The following is a 22,051-nucleotide window of genomic DNA, read 5'->3' as shown; positions in this document are numbered from 1 at the left end:
GGCGTGTGGATCAGAAGGTGATGACGTTGCGGCGGGCCTGGCCCGAGTTGGTGTCGGCGATGGCCTCGTTGATCTGATCGAGGGACCAGCGGGCGGAGACCAGCTCATCGAGTTTCAGGCGGCCTTGGGAGTAGAGGTCGACCATCCACGGGATGTCTCGTTTCAGGACGATTTCGCCCAGGAAAGAGCCGCGGATGCCCTGGCCGGTGGCGGCGAAGATGACCGGCTCGTAGGGCGTGGTTTCGCCATTGTGGGTCATGCCGACGGCGTAGGCGGTGCCCCGCGGGGCGAGTAGGCGCAGGGCAACCTCATAGGCGGGGATGGCGCCGACGGAGACGAAAACGTGGTCGGCCAGGGTGCCGCCGAGGATTTTCTCCAGCGCCACCCAAGGCTTCTGGGTTTGGGCGGGAAGCGTATCGGTCGCGCCGAATTCCAGCGCATCAGCCAGCTTTTTCTCTTCCAGATCCATCGCCACGATCCGGGCCGCGCCTGCTATCCGCGCGCCCTGAATTGCATTGAGGCCCACACCGCCTGCGCCGATGACGACCACCTTGTCACCCGGCTTGACCTTGGCGGTGTTGATCGCGGCACCCACGCCCGTGGGCACGCCGCAGGCCAGCAGACAGGCGACATCGGACGGGATATCATCGCCAATGGGCGCGGTTTGGCTGGCATCGACGACGACGACCTCTGCAAAGGCCCCGCAGTTCATCGCCTTGACGATTGGCCCACCGTCCGAGGTCGTCAGGACCTGGGCCTCGGGCCTGTTGCCGCCGCAATACATCGGTTGCGCGGAGGCGCACGACGGGCACTGGCCACAGGATTTGGCCAACGTCACGATCACCCGATCGCCAAGTTTCAGGGCCACGCCATCGCCCACCGCCGTCACGCGGCCGGCCGCCTCGTGGCCGTAGACCGCGGGCAGATCGCCGCCCCAGGCGCCCTCCATATAGGAGATGTCGGAATGGCAGATCGCCACCGCGTCCAGCGTGACCTCGACCTCTCCGGGCCCGGCGTCGCGCAGGGTGATCTCTTCCACGATGAGGGGCGCGCCGTGGGTGTGGCAAACGGCGGCGCGGATGGTCTTGGGCATGGCTTTCTCCGGTAGCTTGGCAACCACCATTGCGGGTCACGCGCCGGATTGCGAGGGAAAATGCGCCATCCGGGCAGCCAGTTGCGACGCTGACCTTGCGAAAGGCGCGCGGATCGGGGAACAACCCAGGCATGGATGTTTTGACCTTTGATGATGTGGCCTTGCATGTGCAGGTCGATGGACCCGACGATGGCCCCGCGGTGGTGTTCGGCAACTCGCTGGGGACGGATCTGCGCCTTTGGGACCCGGTCGTGCCGCTATTGCCCAAGGGATTGCGGCTGATCCGCTATGACAAGCGCGGCCACGGGTTGTCGACCTGTCCCGCCCCGCCCTACGGCATGGGCGCGCTGGTGCGCGATGCCGAGAGGGTGATGGATGCCCTGGAGGCGCGCGATGCCCTTTTCGTTGGGCTTTCAATTGGCGGGCTGATCGCGCAAGGGCTGGCGGCGAAGCGGCTGGACCTGGTGCGTGCGGTGGTCCTGTCGAACACGGCGGCCAAGATCGGCACGCGCGCGATGTGGGACGAGAGGATTGCCGCGCTGCGCGCTGGTGGCTTGGCGTCCATGTCAGACGCGATCATGGAGCGCTGGTTCTCGCCCGCGTTCCGCAACAGCCCCGCCGTGGCCCCGTGGAAACGGATGGTAGAGACCTGTCCCGAGGACGGCTACGCGGGCTGCTCGGCCGCGATTGCGGGCAGCGATTTCTACAGCACGACCGCCGCCCTGCGCCTGCCCGCGCTGGTCATCGCGGGGGACCGCGACGGGGCCACCCCCCCTGACCTGGTACGTGAGTTGGCGGATCTGATCCCCGGGTCCCGGTTCGAGTTGATGCGCGGCGCGGGGCATCTGCCCTGCGTGGAACAGCCCGAGGCCTATGCCACCCACCTCACAGCTTTCCTGAACGATATCGGTCACTTGCCATGAGCGCTTCCATTTTCGACAGTGTGATCCACCGCGATCTGTTTGGCGACCCGGAGGTGGCGCGCCTGCTGTCCGACAGCGCTGAGGTCCGCGCGATGATGCTGGTTTTGGGCGCTTTGGCAAAGGTGCAAGGTGCTGCCGGGGTGATCCCCGAAGTGTCCGGCGCGTTCCTGCATCGCGCCACGATGGAAATCCAGATCGACCCCATGGGACTTGCAGGCATGAACGGCGTCACCATCCCCGGCCTTGTGCATGCGATGCGCGAGGCGCTGGAAGCGCCGGAGCACGCCCATTACCTCCATTGGGGCACGACGTCGCAAGACATTCAGGACACGGCCCAAAGCCTGCGCCTGCGACAGGTTCTGGTGCTGATGGAGGCGCGGCTGCGCAACCTGTTAACGACGTTAACCGAATTGGCCGAGGCCCATGCAGAGACGCCAATGGCCGCCCGCACCTATGGGCAAGTGGCCGTGCCCAGCAGCTTCGGCGCGCTGGTGGCAAGCTGGGGTTGGCCTGTGATCCGCCTGCTCGACCGCCTGCCAGACCTGCGCGCGCATGCGCTGTGCGTGTCGCTTGGCGGGGCAGCGGGCACCGCCAGCCAACTTGGCCCGGACCCCGTCGCCCTGCGCCGCGCGCTGGCCGAGGCCTTGGGCCTCAACGATCCACAGAACTCGTGGCACACCGAGCGATCACGTATTATCGAGTTAGCGCAATGGCTTGCCGGCGTCAGCGTCGCAATGGGCAAGATCGGCGAAGATGTCCTGCGCCTCAGCCGTTCGGACGTGGGCGAGGTACGGATCGGCGGTGCCGGGGCGTCCTCCACGATGCCCCAAAAGCAAAACCCGGTTGCGGCCTCGGCCCTCGTCGCCCTGTCGCGAATGGCCCCCGCCCAAGCCGCCGTCCTGTCTGTACCCCACGGCGAAGCCCGCGATGGCGCAAGCTGGTTCACCGAATGGCTGACCTTGCCGCCGTTGGTCGCTGCCGCGGCGCGCGCCAGCACGCTGGCCGGGGATGTGGCGCGCAGTGTCGCGCCCGATGCCGCCGCCATGGCCGACCGCCTGAACGACCCTCTCGGCCTGATCCATGCCGAGGCGCTCTCCTTCGCCCTGACAGCCACCCTCCGCCGCCCCGATGCGAGCGCCGAGGTAAAACGCCTGACGCAAGCGGCCCTCGCCACTGGCCGCCCGCTTGCCAGTTTGGTGGCCGAAGCACACCCCGACGCGCCGCTGCCGCCCCTTACGGGGCCCGCAAGCCTGGGCCAAGCCCCGACCGAGGCCCGTGCCTTCGTCAAGGCCGCCCGCGCCCTCGCCTGACGCAGCCCCGAGGAGGGGCAGAACCACTGGCAGTCGCCCCCGCCAGCAGGGCACCAACCCCATCGGCACGAGAGGACGAGGGGGGGGGCGCATCCCCTCTTGCGCCGTTGCAACTGTCAATCTAGCTTGACACATCCAAGCACGATTGCCCTCCATGCGCCTGCCCACCCTCTTCATCCTGATCACCGTGACCATCGATGCGATGGGCATCGGCCTGATACTGCCCGTCATGCCCGCCCTGATCACCGAGGTTCGGGGGGCGGACCTTGCCAACGCGGCGCTTTGGGGGGGCGTGCTGTCCTCGACCTACGCGGTGATGCAGTTCCTCTGCTCGCCCACATTGGGCAACCTGTCCGATCGCTTCGGACGCCGCCCGATCCTGCTGGTCTCTCTCGCCGTTCTATCCGCCGATTACGTCGTCATGAGCCTTGCAGGCACCATCTGGCTTCTGATCATCGGACGCATCATCGCGGGCATCGCCGCAGGCACCCATGCCACGGCGCTGGCCTATATGGCCGACATCACCGCGCCTGAAAAACGCGCCCAGAACTTCGGCCTGATCTCGGCCGGCTTCGGTATGGGATTTGTCCTGGGGCCCCTCGTTGCGGCCTTCTTGGGGGATATCGATCCGCGCGCGCCTTTTGTCGCCGCCGCCTGTCTTGCCGCAGCCAACTTCGCCTTCGGCTACTTCATCCTGCCCGAAAGCCTTCCCCGCAACCGCCGCCGCCCGTTTCAATGGCGCCGTGCCAACCCGGCGGGCGGCTTGATGCAGATCAGCGCCCTGCCCGGCGTGCGGCTTTTGCTGGTCGTGATGCTGGCCTACCAGATCGCCAACTTCGTCTACCCGGCCATCTGGGCCTACTACGGCCAGGCGGCTTTCGGCTGGACCAGCCGCATGGTGGGCCTGTCACTTACTGTCTACGGCGTCGCCATCGCCGTCGTGCAGGCCGGTCTCATCCGCCTGATCCTGCCCCGGTTGGGCCTTCGGCGTACGGTCTATTGGGGCCTGGTTCTGAACTCGGTCTGTCTCATCTGTTATGGATTGGCGTCGGACGCCTGGATGATCTGGGTGCTGATCCCGATCTCGGCCATGGGCGCGGTTGTGGCGCCCGCGATGCAAGGCGTGATGAGCCAGGCCGCTGGTGCCGATCAACAAGGTGAGCTGCAAGGCGTTCTGGCCTCGATCTCATCCCTGTCGATGATCCTGAGCCCGCTGATTATGACGCAGGCGTTCTTCTGGTTCACCCGTGAGGGCGCTACGCTATGGCTGCCCGGCGCGCCGTTTCTGCTGGCCGCCGTGCTCATGGGCGCGGCTTTCGCCATCTTCGCCACCCTCCACGGGCGCTCTGGGGGCACGATGCAAGAGGCCAGTGCACCCCAAAATGGCGACGCCTAGCCTGCCTCTGCCAAGATCCGGGCGAATAGCGCGGGGTCCACATTGCCGCCCGACAATGTCGCGATCACCGGGCCGACAGGGCCTTCGGCATCCAACGCGTCGCCATGGAACAATGCCGCCGCCAAGGCGACCGCGCCGCCGGGTTCCACCACCAGCTTCAATCGGCTCGCCGCGACCCGCATCGCGGCTTTGACCTGCGCGTCGCTGACAGCAATGCCCGCACCGCAAAGGCGCTGCATCACAGGATAGGTCAATTGCCCCGGCGCGGGCGTCAGCACGGCATCGCATAGCCCCACCTCCGGGCCGCTGTTGGACAGGATCTTGCCTGCCTTCAACGAACGGGCCGTGTCGTCGAACCCCTCCGGCTCTACCGGGCGCACCTTCAAACCCGGCGCTTTCGCCGCCAAGGCCGTGGCAATGCCCGATGTCAAACCGCCGCCGCCGCAGCAGGTGAGAACCGTTCCTTCCTTGATCCCCGCGTCTCCGGCTTGCGCGGCAATCTCCAATCCACAGGTCCCCTGGCCCGCCATCACGTTTTCGTCGTCGTAGGGCTTCACCAACGTCAGCCCGCGTGCATCGGCAAGCCGCGTTCCGATCGCGACCCGATCCTCGCCACCCGCCCGATCATATAGCACCACTTCCGCGCCCATCGCACGGGTGTTCTCGATCTTCAGCGCAGGCGCGTCGGCAGGCATCAGGATTACCGCCGAGACACCCAGTATCTGCGCCGCACGCGCCACCCCCTGCGCATGGTTGCCCGAGGAATAGGCGATCACACCGCGCTTGCGTTGGTCATCGGTTAACGCCGTTAACGCCGACCACCCGCCCCGAAACTTGAACGATCCCGTGTGCTGCAACACCTCGGCCTTGAGGAACACAGGCCGCCCCGCGATCTCGTCAATGAAGGGCGAGGACAACAGCGGCGTGCGCCGCACCACGCCCAGGGCCCTTGCGGCCGAAGCCTCGATGTCATCGATCGTGATCATGCACAGCGCTCCAGGACATCGTCAATGACGGCCCGTGCGCCAGGTTCATCAAGGAAGGGCACATGGCCCCGGTCGCCCAATTCCACGAAGGCCATGTCAGGACGGCGCCGCCGCATCTCGGCGGCGGTCTCAGCCGACAGGATGTTGGATTGCGCCCCCCGGATCAGCCCCAGGGGCGCGCCGTCCAGCGCATCAAACAAGGGCCACAGATCGGGCGCCTCATACTCTGGCGCAAAGGCGGGCGCCACGGCATCGCGCAACTTGGGGTCATAGCGCAGATGCAAGCGCCCCCCCTCTTCTCGCCAGACCCTGCGGGCGAAATCAGCCCAAGTGGCCGTCGGCACATTTCGGAAAACGCCTTCATAAAACACCGGCAATGCCGCTGCCGCTTCCACCAACGAGCTATAGGCTGGCGCGCGCCCGATATAGTCCATGATCGCCGAAAGCCCCTCTGGCATGACCTCCGGTCCGATGTCGTTGAAAATCACCCCCGAAAGCCGGTGCCGCGCCATCACCGCCAGCATCAGCGCCACCAAACCGCCCCGCGACGTGCCCAGAACGCAAACCTTGTCCAACCCCAGATGGTCCAGCAACGCCACCACATCCTGCGCCTCCTGCATCGGCGTGTAGGTGGCGAAATTCGCGTGGTCCGAGGCTCCACGCCCCCGAAAATCCATCCGAATGACCCGCGCACGGTCACGGTAATGGGCCAGAACCGGCTCGAAATCATCCATGTTCCGCGTCAATCCCGGCAGGCACAACAACGCCACACCCTGCCCTTGATCGTCGTAGGCCAACCGGATCCCGTCTGCGGCCGTCACGTAGTCCATCACACGCCCGCCAACTCTGGCACGCCGGTCAAATCCCGTGCCTCTCGTCGCGGCTTCCCGCTCAACCGGTCCATCGGCTCCCCGCCCCGGTTCACCCACAACGTGTCAAACCCGTAGGCCGTCGCGAAAGAGGCGTCCCAACCGTTGGCCGAGACGAACAACACGTCACCCGGCGCGCAGCCAAACCGCTGCCCCACCATGTCATAGACCCGCACGTCAGGCTTGAAGACCCCCACATCCTCGACGCTCAAAACCGCATCCAGAACATCGCCGATCCCCGCGCTGTCCACGGCACCGCTCAACATCTCCGGCGAGCCATTGGACAAGATCCCCGTCTGCATCCCCGCGCCCTTCAAGGCCGCCAGCATGTCCGGCACTTCAGGATAAGCAGACAAATTCCAGTAAAGCCCCAATAACGCTTCACGCAGCTCTTCATCCTGCAAGCCTGCACGCTCCAGCGCCCAGTCCAGCCCATCCCCCGTCACTTTCCAGAAATCACAATGATCCCGCGCCACCGCCCGCAGCCACGAATACTGCAACTGCTTGAGCCGCCAATCATTGGCCACCTGTATCCAAACCTCCGCGAAGGCCTGTCGCCCTGGCTGTCCCGCCAACTCCCGCGCCGCCGCCGCGACATCGAACAACGTGCCATAAGCATCGAAAATGCATGTGGTGATCCTGGTCATGAAAAGCTCCTCTTCCCATGAAACCTGCCACGCCCCCAAGGCCTCCGCAACGGCCTTCATCTTGCCCGAAAAACTCCGGGGTATGCGCATCCCAAAGGATGCGCATAAGGGGCAGCGCCCCTTCCTTCTTGATAAAAGGAATGCGCCCTTGGGCGCTCTATTTGCTTGGAATCACAGGTTTTCGGGTTGCGCCATGCTCAACACATGGAAGCCGCCATCGACCATCACGATCTCACCTGTCGTGCACGCGCCGTAGTCCGAGGCCAGGTAGACCGCCGTGCCGCCGACCGCCTCCAGCGTCGCATTCGCGCGCATCGGCGCGTTCATCTCTGTCGTCTTGAACGTCTTGCGCGCGCCCCCGATGGCGGCCCCCGCCAAGGTCTTCATCGGCCCCGGTGAAATCGCGTTTACCCTGATCCCTTGCGGCCCCAAATCGTTCGCCAGATAGCGGACCGAGGATTCCAACGCTGCTTTCGCGACGCCCATCACGTTATAGAACGGCGTCACCCGGTTTGACCCTTGATAGGTCAGCGTCAGCAAGGTGCCCCCGTTCGGCATCAGCTCGGACGCCCGTTTGGCCACGTCGATGAAAGAATAACAGCTGATCGTCAGCGAGTTCTTGAAGTTCGCCCGAGAGGTATTGATGAAGCGCCCCGTCAGTTCGTTCTTGTCGGAATAGGCGATGGCGTGAACCACGAAATCAAGGCTTCCCCATTCGTCCTTCAGCGTCGAAAAGCATGTGTCCATGGACTCGTCGTTGTTGACGTCCACATCCACCATCACCGTGCTCCCCAGCGATGCCGCCAGCGGCTGCAACCGCTTGCCGAATGCCTCACCCTGATACGAGAACGCCAGTTCCGCCCCCTCCGCGTGCAGCGCCTTGGCGATGCCCCACGCGATCGAGCGCTCATTGGCGACGCCCATGATCAGGCCCCGCTTTCCCGCCATCAATTCAGCCATTTCGGAGTCTCACTTCTCAAATCGGCTGAGCAGCATGGAGCCGTTCGTGCCGCCAAAACCAAAGGAATTCGTCATCACGGTATCGAGGCCCGCGTCCGCCTTGAATGCGGTCGCGATCTCTGCCGGGTCCAGCGCCGGATCAAGGGTTTCCACGTTGATCGACGGGGTAATGAAATCGCCGTCCAGCATCAGAAGGCAGAACGTCGCCTCCAATGCGCCTGCACCGCCTTGGGCATGTCCGGTCATTGATTTTGTTGAAGAAATCGGCGGTGTGCTGCCTTGACCGAAGACCCGGCGCACGGCCTCGACCTCACCCACATCGCCGACGGGCGTCGAGGTGCCGTGGGCATTGATGTAGCCGACCTTGCGGCCCTCGGGCAGCGTTTGCATTGCCAGGCGCATCGCCCGCTCGCCACCCTCACCGCTTGGCGCGACCATGTCGTGTCCGTCGGACGTGGCCGCAAATCCGGTCACTTCCGCGTAGATCTTCGCGCCGCGCGCCACCGCGCGCTCCATCTCTTCCAGCACAAGGATGGCCCCGCCGCCGCCGATCACGAACCCGTCGCGATCCGCGTCGAACGCGCGCGACGCACGCTGCGGCGTGTCATTGTACTTGGACGACATCGCGCCCATCGCGTCGAACAGGCAGCTTAGCGTCCAGTCCAATTCCTCGGCCCCGCCCGCGAACATGACGTCCTGCTTGCCCATCATGATCTGCTCGGCGGCCGATCCAATGCAGTGCAGCGACGTCGAACAGGCGCTGGTGATCGAATAGTTGATGCCCTTGATCTTGTAGGCCGTGGAAAGGTTCGCACTGATCGTGGAGGACATGCACTTGGGCACCGCGAAGGGCCCGATCCGCTTGGGAGAGCCTTTTTCCAGAACCGTCTGATGGGCCGCGAACATGGCCGATGTCGATGGCCCGCCCGATCCCGCGATCAGGCCCGTGCGCTCGTTCACCACGTCACCTTCCTCCAGCCCCGCGTCGGCAATCGCCTGGCCCATGGCGATATGGGCATAGGCCGCCCCAGGCCCCATGAACCGCAAGGCGCGCTTGTCCACATGCTCGGCCACGTCGATCTTCAGCGTACCCGCCACCTGGCTGCGGAAGCCATGCTCGGCCATCACCGGCGACGCCTCGATCCCCGAGCGACCTGCCTTCAGGCTTTCCGTCACTTCGGCGGCGTTGTTTCCAATGGGGGATACGATGCCCAATCCCGTCACGACGACTCGTCTCATGTGCAAATCTCCGGTCCGACCCGACGCATGGCGCGCTCCTGTTACTGACGTATCGGGGGTATCTAGGCGGTCGCCGCCGCCTCGTGCAACCCGTTAGCGTGCGAACTTCACGTTGCTGTCGCGCCCAAGACCCCGTCGCAGGCACCAGAAAATCACGGCAAGGCTGATCACCAGCCAAAGGGCGCCCCACATCATCGTGGTGCCCCCGATTTCCTCGGCCAGCATGCGCGCGTCCGAGTTCAGCGAGGCGCGGCGCAACGTGTCGTCGAAGATGTCGTAAGGGACGTAGATCAGAGAGCTCAGGCCAATGACCCGCAGGATCAAATCGCAGATCGGCGCGGAAAGGAACCGCGACGCCGCCAGAAGTGCCGCGCCCGTCGCGCCGCAGATCAGCGCCGCCGGGATGTCGCGGACATAAAGCACCAGCACCACCAGCATCAGCACGCCCAAGCCCATCAAGACCGCCCGGTCAGCCCACCCCCTGAGTGCCGTGAACAGCAGCCCCGCCCCAATCGCCAGCGACCCGAGGTATCCGGCCGTGAGAATGACAAACCGAGATCCGCCCCGCGTCCACGCCTCTCCGCCTTGTTGGAAATTGACGGAAATCGACTCGATGGCGCCCCCTGTCAGGACCGCGGCAAGGCCGTGGGACAGCTCGTGAAAGAACACGACCAACAGTTTGAGGGGCAGGACGACAGGCGTCGACCACAGGGCGAAGACCACGACGGTTAACGCGATTAACTGCCAATGGCCGCGCAGGAAGGCCATCAGCTCTCGCTCAACGCGACCTTCATGTCCTTGACCATGTAGATGACTTCGCCATCGGCCTCGACCCGGCCATCGGCGACACCCATGGTCAGGCGGCGCGTCTGGATCGCCTTGGTGAAGTCCACATAATACGTCAGCATCTTGCGGTCGGGGCGGACCATGCCGGTGAGCTTCACCTCGCCCACGCCCAACGCATAGCCGCGCCCTTGCCAGCCGCGCCAGCCAAGGTTGAAGCCCGTCAGCTGCCACAACCCGTCAAGGCCCAGACAGCCGGGCATGATCGGGTTGCCGGGGAAGTGACACTCGAAAAACCAAGCGTCCGGCTTGATGTCGAATTCGGCCACAACATGGCCCTTGCCATGTTCGCCACCATCGCCCGAGATGTCGGTAATCCGGTCCATCATAAGCATTGGCGGCTCGGGCAGTTGCGCGTTGCCCTCGCCAAACAGCTCGCCGCGCGCACAGCGCAGCAGGTCTTCACGGTCGAAACTTGTTGGATACTCGGACATGTCAGCCCCCTGCTCGTCTTGTCTGGTGCCGCGCACGGCTTGCATCCCGTCTATCATCCGCGCCTTTTCCGGCGCAAGGGCACGGGCATCCGCGCCTTTTCCGGCGCAAGGGCACCGCCTTATGCATCAAAGTGCACGAAGCTCGCCGCAAAGTGCGCGAAGCACGCCGCGACACACTTCGACATTTGCAAAGCGCTCGCAAAAAGCCATATATAAGACGCAGACCTAATAGAAAGCCCCGGGACCCATGACCCCCGAAGCCCTCGAACGCTCGCAATCTTGGCTTGGAAAAGCAGAACTGCGCCCCACCCGCCAACGCCTTGCGCTGGCGTCGTTACTTGTGGGCGATGGTCAGAACCGCCACGTCACGGCGGAAGGTCTGCACGAGGCCGTGCTGGGAACCGGTGACAAGGTATCCCTGGCGACGGTCTACAACACCCTGCGCGCGTTTTGCGACGCGGGGCTGATGCAGGAAGTCACGGTTGATGGCAACCGCAGCTATTTCGATACCCGTGTCGACGACCATCCGCATTTCTACCTTGAAGGCTGTGGCACGTTGACCGATGCGCCGTCAGCCGAATTGCAGATCAAATCCCTGCCCGACGTCCCCGAAGGCTATGAGGTCGCAAAGGTCGACGTCGTTATCCGCTTGCGCAAAACGTCCTGACACCCCCGATGGCCAACGCGGGGGAAAAGCAGGTGGCCGACGGGACGCAAAAGGACTACGTGGCGGCGCCGCACCCCGACAACGACAAGCGCGTGAAAGCGCTGCACAACAGCCGTATCCTTGATACCGAACGCGAGGCCGATTTCGACGAGATCGTCGAGTTGATCGCCAAGATCTGCGATGTCCCCTTCGCCGTGGTCAATTTCATCGACACCAACAGGCAATGGTTCAAGGCGGAAGTGGGCCTTGGCACGCGCGAACTGCCGCTGGACGAATCGATCTGCGCCCATGCGATCTTGCTCGATGACTACATGGAAATTCCCGACACCCTTGAAGATCCGCGCATGGCCACGAACCCGCTGTGCCTGGGCGCGCCGAACCTGCGCTTTTATGCGGGCGCCTTGTTGAAAACCGCCGATGGCCTGCCCCTGGGCACGCTGTGTGTGCTCGATAGCCACCCGCGTGTGCTGGATGAACTTCAACGCGAAAGCTTGAAGGTGATGGCGCGGCAGGTCATGCGTCAGCTGGACCTGCGGCAATCCCTGCGTCAGGCCGAGGTCTTGCGGCAGGAAGTCGACCACCGCGTCAAGAACTCTCTGCAATCGGTGGCTTCGCTGGCCCGGATCCACGCCCGCCGGTTGGAGGATGAGCAGGCGCGCGACGCCATGACGCTGATGGTTCAGCGCGTCGAGGTGATCGCAGATCTGCACCGCGCGCTCTACGAGATCAGCGCGGAAGAGCGGATCACGCTGTCAGACTACCTGACATCGGTCGCGGATCTGTTGCGCCGCAGCTTGCCTCCGTCCCTGACGCTGACGGTCGCTGCCGATTGCGGCGATGCGACCGTCTCGTCGAAAGAGGCAGGGTCTGTGGGGCTGATCGTGGCGGAACTCGCGGCGAACGCCGTGAAACATGGCTTTCCAGACGGCACGCCGGGTCAGCTGACCTTGTCGATCGACCGCGCCCAGAATGGCGCGCTGTCCGTCGCGCTGCGCGACAACGGGGCGGGCTCCGCCGCGGTGTCAGAGGTACAGGGCAGCGGGTTGGGCAACACCATCATCGCGATGCTGGCCCAACAATTGGACGGTGAGATTTCGACACAGGTCGACACGTCGGGATATCACGCCACGTTGCGGTTCCACGCCAGCGACTGAAACCGGAATTGCGCTGGCCATTTGGGGGAAAACCCCCTAAGCGCCCCACAAACCCTACATAACAACCCGATCCCATACCCGTATAAAGGCCATTCCAATGGACCTCCGTAATATCGCGATCATCGCGCACGTTGACCACGGCAAGACCACCCTCGTGGACGAGCTTCTCAAGCAATCCGGTGCCTTCCGCGAAAACCAGGCCGTGGCCGAACGCGCCATGGACAGCAACGATCTGGAGCGCGAGCGCGGCATCACGATCTTCGCCAAGCCGACCTCGCTGGAGTGGAAAGGCACGCGGATCAACATCGTCGACACCCCCGGCCACGCCGATTTCGGCGGCGAGGTCGAGCGCATCCTGTCCATGGTCGATGGCGTTGTCCTGCTGGTCGATGCCGCAGAGGGCCCGATGCCCCAGACGAAATTCGTCCTGTCCAAGGCGTTGGCCCTTGGCCTGCGCCCCATCGTGGTGCTCAACAAGGTCGACAAGCCCGACGCTGAACCCGACCGCGCGCTGGACGAAGTCTTCGACCTCTTCTCCAGCCTCGACGCCAACGAAGACCAACTGGATTTCCCCCATATGTACGCCTCGGGCCGCAATGGATGGGCGGATCATGAGCTGGACGGGCCGCGCAAACATCTGGACGCGCTGTTCAATCTGATCGTGCGGCATGTGCCCACGCCCAAGCAGATCCACCACCAGGACGACGATTTCCGCATGCTCGCCACGACCCTTGGTGCCGACGCCTTCGTCGGTCGCCTTTTGACAGGCCGGGTCGAGTCCGGCCGCCTGAAGGTGGGCCAGACGGTGCAGACGCTGTCGCGTCTTGGCGAGAAGATCGAACAGTTCCGCGTCACCCGCATCCAGGCCTTCCGGGGTCTGGCACAGCAGGACATCGACGAAGCGCTGGCAGGCGACATCGTGTCCCTCGCGGGGATGACGAAATCCACCGTGGCCGACACCATCTGTGCGCTGGCCGTGGATGAGCCGCTTCACGCGCAACCCATTGATCCGCCTACCATTACTGTCACCTTCGGCATCAACGACTCACCCTTGGCAGGTCGTGACGGCAAGAAGGTGCAATCGCGCGTGATCCGTGAGCGCCTGATGAAAGAGGCGGAATCAAACGTCGCCATCAAGATCAGCGACACGCCCGGCGGTGAGGCCTTCGAGGTTGCCGGTCGCGGCGAACTCCAGATGGGCGTCCTGATCGAGAACATGCGCCGCGAGGGATTTGAACTCAGCATCTCCCGCCCGCAGGTTCTCTTCCGCGACATCGATGATGTGCGCCACGAGCCGGTGGAAGAAGTCACGATCGATGTGGATGATGAATATACCGGCGCCGTGATCGAGAAGATCACCGGACCGCGTAAAGGCGACCTGGCCGAGATGAAGCCGGCAGGCGCGGGCAAGACCCGCATCATTGCCCATGTCCCGTCGCGCGGCCTGATCGGCTACCACGGCGAATTCCTCACCGATACACGCGGCACCGGCGTGCTGAACCGCGTGTTCCACGAATGGGCGCCGTTCAAGGGCCCGATGGAAGGGCGTCGCCAAGGGGTTCTGATCTCGATGGAAAACGGCACCTCGGTGGCGTTTGCCCTGTGGAACCTGGAGGATCGCGGCAAGATGTTCATCGGCGCGCAGGCGCCTGTCTATACCGGCATGATTATCGGTGAGCATAGCCGCGACAACGATCTGGAAGTGAACCCCTTGAAGGGCAAGAAGCTGACCAACGTGCGCGCATCGGGCACCGACGAAGCGGTCAAACTGACCACCCCCGTCACCATGTCGCTGGAGCAAGCCATCGCCTATATCGATGATGACGAGTTGGTCGAAGTGACCCCCAACGCCATCCGCCTGCGCAAACGCCACCTCGACCCGCATGAGCGCAAGCGCGCCTCGCGCGCGGGCTGAGCCACGCCATGGAACCGGGCGTGACAAGACATGTCACGCCCGATCAATCTGCCGGTAACGATAGAGAAACCTTAGGGTATTTCGAAGGTTCAACACCCGGCGCGAATTACCCGAATTTCCGTTGTCTTGGCCCTCAGGGGCGAAACAGTCAGGCTTCTTTGACGGGCTAGACTTCCGTTCGGCCCTTACACAGGGTTTGGCGATGTCGAAGACGTACCCGGGACGCGCTGGTTTTGGCCTGGCGCTGGTGATCGTGGTCTCTGCGCCGGGAAATGCGGATCCTGTGGCCTGCCCAGATGCGCGTTTCCAAACACTTGGCGCGGATGACGTCGCCGATCAGATCTGCGAAATCGCCACACGTACGGCCGCGCAATTGGCGACCTGCAATCTCGACGTCAAAGGCCCCGTGCTTTTCGAATTGGTGGACATGCTTCCTGATGAATGCCTCGGTATCTTTCATTGCGGAGATCAGCGCATCGAGATCGAGCACCCCGATGCCTACGCGACCCGCTTGGCGCACGGACGCTCCGGTGCTTTCTCGCCGGTATCGCCCGAGGCGTTTTTCGAAAGCGTCATCCGACACGAGTTGGCCCATGTCGCGCTGCAATCACTGCCCTGCCCGTTCGACAATTGCATCGTACGTCAGGAATACATCGCCTATACCATGCAGGGCCGGTTCATACCGGCGGCCGATATCGCGGCGTTTGAAGCTGTCGATCCCGTCGATGGGCCGGTCTCCCGCGATACCCTCAACCCCATCATCCTGATGATGGCACCTGATCTGTTCGCGCGTCGCGCATGGCAACATCTGACAGAACGCGATGATCCCTGCGCCTTCATCGGACAGATCGCAAGCGCGCAGGTGCTACTGGATTACGAACGCCCCTAAGTGCCGTTGGGAGGGAGCAGAGCGCTTCAGAAGGCGTCATGCCGCCCTGACGAAAGCAAGCATTCGCTGCCGACGGTCCTGATCACGCTCGGCAACCAGATCCGCAAATTCGCTGAACAAGCTGCTGTCCGCCGCGCGGTCCCGCACACCTTTGCTTCCCTCGAATGCGTCGCCTTTCATATCTGCAATGGCTTCGATCACCGCATCCGTGCCGCCTTTGGCCAGGGTATCGGCCAAAGTGCCGCCAATGCCCGCCAAGTCACCCGCCACGGCAAGGTATTCAGCGGCGTCATCGCCCATCGCGTCCAGCAGACCCGCAACCATATCGGCGTTCGTGTCGGCGTCGGCTGCCATTTCCTTCAGCCGCTCTTTCAGGTCATCGGCCAGAAGGATCTTCACTTCACCGGTCTCCGACGAAACGGTCAGCGTGTAGGATTTGGTTTGGTTCACAAAAAGGGTCATAAGAAATATCCAAATTAGAAATGAAAGGGTCGTGTGAATGGCCGATAACTAGCCCCACAAACCCCTAGCGTGCAGTCAGGAAAACGCGCCGTTTTCGGGGAAGCCTGGTGCGGAATTCCCCCGCTCTGCGCGCCCGACCAAACGCAAAAAGCCCCCGCCGGTGGAACCGACGGGGGGCTTCTGAGAAAAGTAAATAGCGTTAAGGGGTCAGAGCCCCGTTGCGGGTCCGCCAAACAGGTGATCCATCGCCAGCGACGGCTGATCACAGCCCGCCTCGCCCACGATCTTGGCGGGCACGCCTGCCACGGTCTTCATCGGCGGTACGGGATGCAGAACAACCGACCCCGCGGCAATGCGCGAACAATGGCCAACCTCGATGTTGCCCAAGACCTTCGCCCCTGCCCCGATCAACACGCCATCTCCGATCTTGGGATGGCGGTCTTCCTCTTCCTTGCCGGTGCCGCCCAAAGTGACGGAATGCAGCATGGAAACATTGTCGCCCACGACGGCTGTCTCTCCGATCACGATGGAATGGGCGTGATCGATCATGATGCCCTGGCCCACGCGAGCCGCGGGGTGGATATCGACGCCAAAGACTTCGGACACACGCATCTGGATGAAATAGGCCAGGTCCTTGCGCCCCTCGCGCCACAGGTAGTGGCCGACGCGGTAAGCCGTAATCGCCTGGAAACCCTTGAAAAACATCAAGGGTTGCAAGAACCGGTGGCAGGCGGGATCGCGATCGAAGACCGCCACGATATCCGCGCGCGCCTGCGCCCCAAGCCGCAGATCCAAGGCGAATGCCTCATCCGCAATCTCGCGCAGAAGCTGCTCGGACATCTCGGAGGATGCCAGTTTTTGCGCGACGCGGTAAGCCAGCGCATTTTCAAGGGAGGGGTGGTGAAGGACGCAGGCGTGAACCAGCCCCCCGAGCAATGGCTCGGAATCGACGGCCGCCTGCGCCTCTTCCGTGATCCGGCGCCAGACCGGATCGACTTCGCTGACATGTTTTTGGGTGCGCGCCATGGGCCGCCTCCTTTGCGATGCTGTTCTCCTCAGAATAGGTGAGAGCACCGCAAAGGTCCATGCAACGAAATGTGTAGACTGTCAGCTCAACTTACACAGGATCCGGCAACGCCAGCGTCGCGTAATGGGCGACAAGGCGGATCGAGCCGCCCGCGAAGTTTCCGCCCTGGGCCGTGATTTCCAGTGCGCTAGGTGCCCAATAGACCTGCGGCGCGGCCGGCCCGCTGACCCAGGAATTCAACGCCACCCCAAGGCCTGCGCCATAGCGCTGCAAATCACCGGTCACACCGATGTCCCACGTCGTGGCCGCGCCAGTGATGGCCGAGGTTACGCGCCCGGTGATCCCGTAAGCAATTGCACGCGCAGGGAAAAGCACCGGCGTGGTTACGCTTGTGCCGGCGGTCAGGGGCACATCGAACTCGGCCGACGTCAGCGCGACCGAGGCGCCGCCCGGCGTCAACGTCTGCGCCCCGATCCGCCATGCTGCCCCGTCGAAAATCGCCAGCGATCCGGCGTCCAGAACCACTGCACGCCAGCCGCGTTGCGCGGGCACGAAAACCCAGCCCCCGCCCGACGCGATGGCGACCGAGCCCTCCTGCCCTGCCCAGGCATTCACCGCACCCGAGGGCACCCCGTAGGCGAAGCCGTCCAAGGCGGCTGGCGGCGTGGTTTGCGTCACCGATTGCAGGCGCAATTGCGCCAACCCGTCCAGGCGCACCAGCGCCTCGTTCACGGTGACATGCTTTTGTGCTTGTGCGGGCGCCAGCAGCGGCAGGGCCAGTTCGGGTGTGTCAGTCATTGATCTGAATCCTTGCAATGGGCCCCGCCCCGAACCGTTCGGAGACTTGAGCAACCTCGATGGAGTAGTCTGGAAGCGTGCCATCGCTGGCGCGCATCGCGTCGGTGTAGGTGAAAGTCGGCGCGCTCAGCACCTCTTCCCGGCGGATCGTCGTGGCGTCCGTGACGCGTAGAATGTACTGCTCGGACGCCTCGCCCAGCGGCACGTCGGTGCCGTCCCACGTATCCGCGTCGATCCGCGAGCGGCGGATCCAGCTGACGTCACGGCCCGCGCCGTTGCGGGGCGCGCGCAAGTGCACCGGGCTGTAGGGCCTCAGGCCAATACCATGAAACGCCACAACCTTTTCCGTGTAGCTGGCATCATCGACAGACCGGCGGGCGGGACCCACGCGCCAATAGCGCTCCAACCCGCGGGCAGAGCTGGCCAGTTCCACCTGCCCGACAGCCCCATTCAGAAGCACGAACACGCTCCCCACGGGCCAGACATCCGGCATAACCGCGTCCGTGCCCTGCTGGCCCCGCAACCTCAGGCCGATCTCCCAGGTGTCCGGGCCGACCAGAGTGGCTTGCGCGAACTGCATCACCTCCCAGACGTCATCCTCGCCCGATCCGATGGCAGCCACATTTGCCCCCGCTAGAACCGAGGCGACCTCTGCCGAGGACAAGCTCCCCGTTTCCAAGCGGATCTGCACCGCACCTGAGCGGTCCCACACGCCCGGCGCCTGCGCGAACATCGGCTGCAAAAGCGTGCCCACGATCGCCGGTTGCTTCACCAATTTGTTGAGCGTGAAACCATTTGCCGATGGCGCCGAATAGACGGCGGCGGAACCCGGCCAAGGATCTGCGGCAACGGCCAGATGCGGCGCGTGTTCGACCTCATCTCCGGTCAAAAGTGGTAGGTCGAGGAAGATCGGCGTCACCGGCAAGGGCGGCACGAAAGCCTCGAAACTCGCCACCTCTTCCACCTCGTCCGACGGGATCGCGGCCGAAGGTTCGACCCGCACCGCCTCCATCTGCCGAAAGCCCCGATCTTCTACACGATCCACCCGCCAGGTGTGGCCGTCTTCCGTGGCGATCAAGGCGCCCGCACCTACTACGCGCTCGGACGGCGGCAGCGCAAAGCGCAGTGTGTCTTGCGCTACACGGCCCTCCGCCAGCCAACGCTCTGCCATGCCCTGCCCTTCGGCGGTCGTCAACGCCAGCGGCAGGTCAACGTCGTTGACCTGATCTGCCCCATCGCCGGGGAAAATCGCCTCGGCCACCTTGTCGTCATAGGCGCCCTCTGCCTCGGTATAGCCGATGCGCAGGCGACCGACCGTCTCGGCCTCTGGCGCGCGGACATGGGTGAAGCCGCCCTCTCCATCGTCGTCACGCGCCGTCAACGGTGCGGAAATCACGTGTTGAGGGTGTTCGGGCACGGGCAGGAAGACAATCTTGCCGTCACGCTCAACGGCGTGGAAACCATAGGCCAGCATCAGCGGTTGCAACCGTGCCCGTGCGCTTTGCGTCTGGGCCGAGACATGACCCCGAACCAACCCGTAAAGCCCCGAGACGTCGTAGTTCGTCACGCCCGCCTCTTCGCAGATTTCCGCAACCACAAGGTCCAACGGCTGCGCATCCAATCGGCCCGTCAACCAATGCCCCCGTGCCCAGTTCACGCCATCGCTCCAGCGCTCCCGGTCATTGGGGAACGTCGGCCAAACCCGCGCATCCCACGCCCAGGCATGGGCGCGGCCCATGTCCAGCATCGGCCCATCATATTGATCGGATTGTGGGTTTCGTCCCTCCTCCGCCCAGTAATCCATGATGGCGCGCAGGTATTGTGCCTGGATCAGATCATCGCGGCGCCCGTTTGAGTACTTGGGGATGCCGCTCTCGGATGATTTGGGATCAAGGAAACGGTTGGGCTGGTTGGTGCCCTTGTCGATCGCCGCGCAGCCGAACTCGGTGAACCAGATCGGTTTGGACCGTGGCACCCAATCGGTGTAGCCGTTCTCGACCGACACATTGACTTCCGAGACCTGAATGATCGCCCCATCGGGCGAACCGCTGGTCGGCCCGTTCAGGGCCAGCATCAATCGCCAATGGATCGAGTCCGGCCAAACCGAGCCGACACCGACCATGTCTTCCGGCACGACCGTGGCGGTGTGCTCTACCCAACCATCCGCCACCGTCTGTCCAGCCGCCGTAATCAGCAGATGTGCACCACCCGGATTGCCGTTTGCGCGGTTGAACGCCAGGTAAACGTTGGTCTGATGAGGTTGCCCATCGTCAGGTTCCGCCAATAGACGCATCCGGATCGTGACGCGCACCTCCTGCCCCGGCACGATCGGGCGGTAGCCCCGCTCGGACGCCGTCAGGTACGAGCCCGAAACCTGCAGCACATCGCCCTCGGTCGGCAGAGTCTGCACGGTGGCCGAGCCATAATAAGTAATCGGATCCATCCCCGCGAGGACCGAGATCTTGTGGTTGAACAGCCGTACCCAATACCCAGAGGCCCACCCTTTGGCTTCGAAAGCGGGCTCTCCCAGGATCGGCAAGTCGCGTATACGAACTCCGTCGATGCGGTTGGAATGGGGCTGATCCCACCAATTGCGCAGATCCTTGAAGCGGAAGATCCACGGCTCATCCATGCCGTCGGTGATCGACTCACGCCGCTGCGCCGCTTCGGCCTCGGGGCCTGTGTAGTACCAGTCATACCCCTCGCCGCCTTCGACGGCGGACTTCAGATAATCAAGTGCGTGGATCGGCCCTTTCTCGTAATCCAGATGTTCCGTCCCATCGCGCCAATCGCTTATCGGCATGTAGTTGTCGATGGCGATCATATCGATGTTGTCGTCCCCCCAAAGCGCATCAAGGTGGAAGAAGACATCGCCCGAGCCATCTTGCGGGTGATAGCCAAAATACTCCGACCAATCAGCGGCATAAGTGATCTTGGCGTCGGGCAGCAACGCGCGCACTTCGGCGGCCAGTGCGATATAGGCCTCCACCGCCGGGAAGCCTTGATCGTCGCGCATCTGCGTCAGTCCGCGCATTTCGGAACCGATGCAGAACGCCTCCACTCCGCCCGCCTGTGCGCACAAGGCGGCGCAGTGCAAAATGAAGCGGCTGTAGCTCCATTCCTGGGGGCCACTGTATTGGACGCCCGCAAGACCGGTGCTGAAATCAGACGCGGTGGCGGTCCCAAAGAAGGCTTCCACCGCAAGGCGGTTGGCCGCCGTCCCGTCCGGCGATCCCACCTGTCCCGGCGCCAGCTCGCCGGTGATCCGCCCACGCCACGGCAAAGCGACCTGTTCCGCTCCGCCGTAGGGGTCCGGAAGGCCGTTGCCTTCCAACATCTCCATCAACAGAAACGGATAAAAAGTGACCTCTTGGCCGCCCGCGTGAATCGCCTCGATCGCCTCCAGCACCGAGCCATCCGCAGGCGTCCCGCCATAGACCGGGCGTCCGTCGACCTGCGCGATCTCTTCGGCCATCTGGCGGTTGATCCCGCCCGCACGCCACGCCATCTCCAAGCCGTCATAATCCCTCTGCTCGACTTTCGGACGCACAATGCACTGGCCGGCCCGCAGGTCATCGCCGAACCAGGAGTAGATTAACGAGACTGACTCGAGATTGGGCAGCGTGTCCCGCAAATGCCCAAGGGATTGAGCAAAATCGGTGACGCCCCCCTCCGCGCTCACGTTGCTGGAAGAGCCCGAAGCCAACCCCACGCGGCGGCTGACCGGCGTCGTGGCCAGTGCATATTCGCCCGTGCCCGGCATCAAGGCGACAGCCCGAACAGATTCCGCCGCGCTCGGGACATGGGGGACCTCGGGCTGCGCAGGGCGCACTACCTCAAAGGCAAACTGCGGCACGCGATTGCCGTATGGCGACAGATCGAGATCCTCGAAGACGATATAGGCGGTGCCCCGATAGGCAGGCACGGCGCCATCGCCTTCCACGGCCTCAAGCAGGGGGTCGGGCATCTGGTTTTTCGTGCCCTTGTAAAGCCGCCACGTCATCGCTTCACGGTCGATCTCGACCCCGTCCGCCCAGATCCGGCCCACGCGTGAAATCTCGCCCTCGCACAGGGCGACGGCAAGGCTGACGCTATAGGAATAGGTCGTGGTTTGCGGCTGCGGCGGCGCGCCCTTACCGCTGCCGCTTGTGTTGGCGCGCTCCTGGAACTGCGTCGCCCAGATGACGTGGCCACCCAAACGCATACGCCCATAAAGCTGCGCAATCGGCGCACCTTCGCCCGCGCCGGTGATCCGAAGACGATCCGTCTGGCCCACCTCGATCGGGTCCGAGCCGGTGCCCATGAGGCGCTGGTCGATGACCCGCCCGATGGTCGCACCCACCGCGCGACCCAGGACAGCGCCGGTCATGCCCAGAATCGGAGCCTGGATCAGGCCGCCCACTGCGGCGCCGGCTGCTGAAAGGAGAAGGGTTGCCATA

19 protein-coding genes are annotated in these 22,051 nt (G+C 63.8%); 7 read left to right on the top strand and 12 right to left on the bottom strand.

Going from position 1 to position 22,051, the window contains the following annotated elements; all coding sequences use genetic code 11:
- Positions 1-10: 10 nt before the first annotated feature.
- Entirely contained in the window at positions 11-1,093 is a 1,083-nt protein-coding gene (locus KUL25_RS01755; RefSeq protein ID WP_257891349.1) for a Zn-dependent alcohol dehydrogenase, read from the bottom strand.
- Between the two features lie 131 nt (positions 1,094-1,224).
- Between KUL25_RS01755 and pcaD the strand changes: the two genes are divergently transcribed.
- The 3 genes from pcaD to KUL25_RS01740 all read left to right on the top strand — a co-directional run bounded on the left by pcaD (position 1,225) and on the right by KUL25_RS01740 (position 4,722).
- On the top strand, positions 1,225-2,016 hold the full coding sequence (pcaD, locus tag KUL25_RS01750; RefSeq protein WP_257891348.1) for a 3-oxoadipate enol-lactonase: 792 nt from the start codon (positions 1,225-1,227) through the stop codon (positions 2,014-2,016).
- Positions 2,013-3,326, top strand: a complete 1,314-nt coding sequence (locus KUL25_RS01745) for a lyase family protein (protein WP_257891347.1) — start codon at positions 2,013-2,015, stop codon at positions 3,324-3,326. The genes pcaD and KUL25_RS01745 overlap by 4 nt, the downstream gene beginning before the upstream one ends.
- Before the next feature lie 154 nt (positions 3,327-3,480).
- Entirely contained in the window at positions 3,481-4,722 is a 1,242-nt protein-coding gene (locus KUL25_RS01740; protein WP_257891346.1) for a TCR/Tet family MFS transporter, read from the top strand.
- On the opposite strand, the gene KUL25_RS01735 is transcribed toward KUL25_RS01740, so the two are convergent.
- The 7 genes from KUL25_RS01735 to fabA form a co-directional block, all read right to left on the bottom strand.
- Positions 4,719-5,708, bottom strand: coding sequence for a threonine ammonia-lyase (locus KUL25_RS01735; RefSeq protein WP_257891345.1), 990 nt, complete (start codon positions 5,706-5,708; stop codon positions 4,719-4,721). The two genes, KUL25_RS01740 and KUL25_RS01735, sit on opposite strands and share 4 nt — an antisense overlap.
- Entirely contained in the window at positions 5,705-6,538 is an 834-nt protein-coding gene (locus tag KUL25_RS01730) for an alpha/beta fold hydrolase (protein ID WP_257891344.1), read from the bottom strand. Before KUL25_RS01730 ends, KUL25_RS01735 begins: the two co-directional genes overlap by 4 nt.
- The gene (locus KUL25_RS01725; RefSeq protein WP_257891343.1) at positions 6,538-7,224 is read right to left on the bottom strand and encodes a haloacid dehalogenase type II; all 687 of its coding nucleotides are present in this window, start codon (positions 7,222-7,224) and stop codon (positions 6,538-6,540) included. The genes KUL25_RS01730 and KUL25_RS01725 overlap by 1 nt, the downstream gene beginning before the upstream one ends.
- A gap of 171 nt (positions 7,225-7,395) precedes the next feature.
- Positions 7,396-8,184, bottom strand: a complete 789-nt coding sequence (locus KUL25_RS01720; protein ID WP_257891342.1) for an enoyl-ACP reductase FabI — start codon at positions 8,182-8,184, stop codon at positions 7,396-7,398.
- A gap of 9 nt (positions 8,185-8,193) precedes the next feature.
- Positions 8,194-9,423 (bottom strand): beta-ketoacyl-ACP synthase II, encoded by a 1,230-nt coding sequence (locus KUL25_RS01715; RefSeq protein ID WP_257891341.1) that lies wholly within the window; start codon positions 9,421-9,423, stop codon positions 8,194-8,196.
- A 93-nt stretch (positions 9,424-9,516) separates the two neighbouring features.
- Positions 9,517-10,191 (bottom strand): M50 family metallopeptidase, encoded by a 675-nt coding sequence (locus KUL25_RS01710; protein ID WP_257891340.1) that lies wholly within the window; start codon positions 10,189-10,191, stop codon positions 9,517-9,519.
- Entirely contained in the window at positions 10,191-10,700 is a 510-nt protein-coding gene (gene fabA / locus KUL25_RS01705; RefSeq protein WP_257894807.1) for a bifunctional 3-hydroxydecanoyl-ACP dehydratase/trans-2-decenoyl-ACP isomerase, read from the bottom strand. Before fabA ends, KUL25_RS01710 begins: the two co-directional genes overlap by 1 nt.
- A 247-nt stretch (positions 10,701-10,947) precedes the next feature.
- Here fabA and irrA point away from each other — a divergent pair, with 247 nt between their 5' ends.
- From irrA to KUL25_RS01685, 4 genes are all read left to right on the top strand, one after another.
- A complete protein-coding gene (irrA, locus tag KUL25_RS01700) occupies positions 10,948-11,367 on the top strand; it encodes an iron response transcriptional regulator IrrA (RefSeq protein WP_257891339.1) in 420 nt (139 codons plus the stop codon).
- An 8-nt stretch (positions 11,368-11,375) separates the two neighbouring features.
- A complete protein-coding gene (locus KUL25_RS01695; RefSeq protein WP_257891338.1) occupies positions 11,376-12,521 on the top strand; it encodes a sensor histidine kinase in 1,146 nt (381 codons plus the stop codon).
- Between the two features lie 97 nt (positions 12,522-12,618).
- A complete protein-coding gene (gene typA, locus KUL25_RS01690) occupies positions 12,619-14,436 on the top strand; it encodes a translational GTPase TypA (RefSeq protein ID WP_257891337.1) in 1,818 nt (605 codons plus the stop codon).
- Between the two features lie 202 nt (positions 14,437-14,638).
- The gene (locus KUL25_RS01685) at positions 14,639-15,325 is read left to right on the top strand and encodes a hypothetical protein (RefSeq protein WP_257891336.1); all 687 of its coding nucleotides are present in this window, start codon (positions 14,639-14,641) and stop codon (positions 15,323-15,325) included.
- A 36-nt stretch (positions 15,326-15,361) separates the two neighbouring features.
- Here KUL25_RS01685 and KUL25_RS01680 read toward each other — a convergent pair whose 3' ends face one another.
- The 4 genes from KUL25_RS01680 to KUL25_RS01665 form a co-directional block, all read right to left on the bottom strand.
- Positions 15,362-15,787, bottom strand: coding sequence for a hypothetical protein (locus KUL25_RS01680; protein ID WP_257891335.1), 426 nt, complete (start codon positions 15,785-15,787; stop codon positions 15,362-15,364).
- A gap of 207 nt (positions 15,788-15,994) precedes the next feature.
- Positions 15,995-16,813 (bottom strand): serine O-acetyltransferase, encoded by an 819-nt coding sequence (cysE, locus tag KUL25_RS01675; protein WP_257891334.1) that lies wholly within the window; start codon positions 16,811-16,813, stop codon positions 15,995-15,997.
- Positions 16,814-16,904: 91 nt separating this feature from the next.
- The gene (locus tag KUL25_RS01670) at positions 16,905-17,612 is read right to left on the bottom strand and encodes a DUF2793 domain-containing protein (protein WP_257891333.1); all 708 of its coding nucleotides are present in this window, start codon (positions 17,610-17,612) and stop codon (positions 16,905-16,907) included.
- Positions 17,605-22,050: a baseplate multidomain protein megatron gene (locus KUL25_RS01665; protein WP_257891332.1), complete on the bottom strand. Its 4,446-nt coding sequence runs from the start codon at positions 22,048-22,050 to the stop codon at positions 17,605-17,607. The genes KUL25_RS01670 and KUL25_RS01665 overlap by 8 nt, the downstream gene beginning before the upstream one ends.
- Between the last annotated feature and the right edge of the window lies 1 nt (position 22,051).

Source organism: Gymnodinialimonas phycosphaerae, from assembly GCF_019195455.1.
Classification (GTDB): domain Bacteria; phylum Pseudomonadota; class Alphaproteobacteria; order Rhodobacterales; family Rhodobacteraceae; genus Gymnodinialimonas; species Gymnodinialimonas phycosphaerae.
Note: the sequence above shows the minus strand (reverse complement) of the source record. Positions and strands in the feature narration are given on the sequence as shown.

Coding starts and splice junctions, on each gene's coding strand:
- KUL25_RS01755 (WP_257891349.1), bottom strand. CDS start 1,093: ATGCCCAAGACCATCCGCGCCGCCGTTTGCCACACCCACGGCGCGCCC.
- pcaD (WP_257891348.1), top strand. CDS start 1,225: ATGGATGTTTTGACCTTTGATGATGTGGCCTTGCATGTGCAGGTCGAT.
- KUL25_RS01745 (WP_257891347.1), top strand. CDS start 2,013: ATGAGCGCTTCCATTTTCGACAGTGTGATCCACCGCGATCTGTTTGGC.
- KUL25_RS01740 (WP_257891346.1), top strand. CDS start 3,481: ATGCGCCTGCCCACCCTCTTCATCCTGATCACCGTGACCATCGATGCG.
- KUL25_RS01735 (WP_257891345.1), bottom strand. CDS start 5,708: ATGATCACGATCGATGACATCGAGGCTTCGGCCGCAAGGGCCCTGGGC.
- KUL25_RS01730 (WP_257891344.1), bottom strand. CDS start 6,538: ATGGACTACGTGACGGCCGCAGACGGGATCCGGTTGGCCTACGACGAT.
- KUL25_RS01725 (WP_257891343.1), bottom strand. CDS start 7,224: ATGACCAGGATCACCACATGCATTTTCGATGCTTATGGCACGTTGTTC.
- KUL25_RS01720 (WP_257891342.1), bottom strand. CDS start 8,184: ATGGCTGAATTGATGGCGGGAAAGCGGGGCCTGATCATGGGCGTCGCC.
- KUL25_RS01715 (WP_257891341.1), bottom strand. CDS start 9,423: ATGAGACGAGTCGTCGTGACGGGATTGGGCATCGTATCCCCCATTGGA.
- KUL25_RS01710 (WP_257891340.1), bottom strand. CDS start 10,191: ATGGCCTTCCTGCGCGGCCATTGGCAGTTAATCGCGTTAACCGTCGTG.
- fabA (WP_257894807.1), bottom strand. CDS start 10,700: ATGTCCGAGTATCCAACAAGTTTCGACCGTGAAGACCTGCTGCGCTGT.
- irrA (WP_257891339.1), top strand. CDS start 10,948: ATGACCCCCGAAGCCCTCGAACGCTCGCAATCTTGGCTTGGAAAAGCA.
- KUL25_RS01695 (WP_257891338.1), top strand. CDS start 11,376: ATGGCCAACGCGGGGGAAAAGCAGGTGGCCGACGGGACGCAAAAGGAC.
- typA (WP_257891337.1), top strand. CDS start 12,619: ATGGACCTCCGTAATATCGCGATCATCGCGCACGTTGACCACGGCAAG.
- KUL25_RS01685 (WP_257891336.1), top strand. CDS start 14,639: ATGTCGAAGACGTACCCGGGACGCGCTGGTTTTGGCCTGGCGCTGGTG.
- KUL25_RS01680 (WP_257891335.1), bottom strand. CDS start 15,787: ATGACCCTTTTTGTGAACCAAACCAAATCCTACACGCTGACCGTTTCG.
- cysE (WP_257891334.1), bottom strand. CDS start 16,813: ATGGCGCGCACCCAAAAACATGTCAGCGAAGTCGATCCGGTCTGGCGC.
- KUL25_RS01670 (WP_257891333.1), bottom strand. CDS start 17,612: ATGACTGACACACCCGAACTGGCCCTGCCGCTGCTGGCGCCCGCACAA.
- KUL25_RS01665 (WP_257891332.1), bottom strand. CDS start 22,050: ATGGCAACCCTTCTCCTTTCAGCAGCCGGCGCCGCAGTGGGCGGCCTG.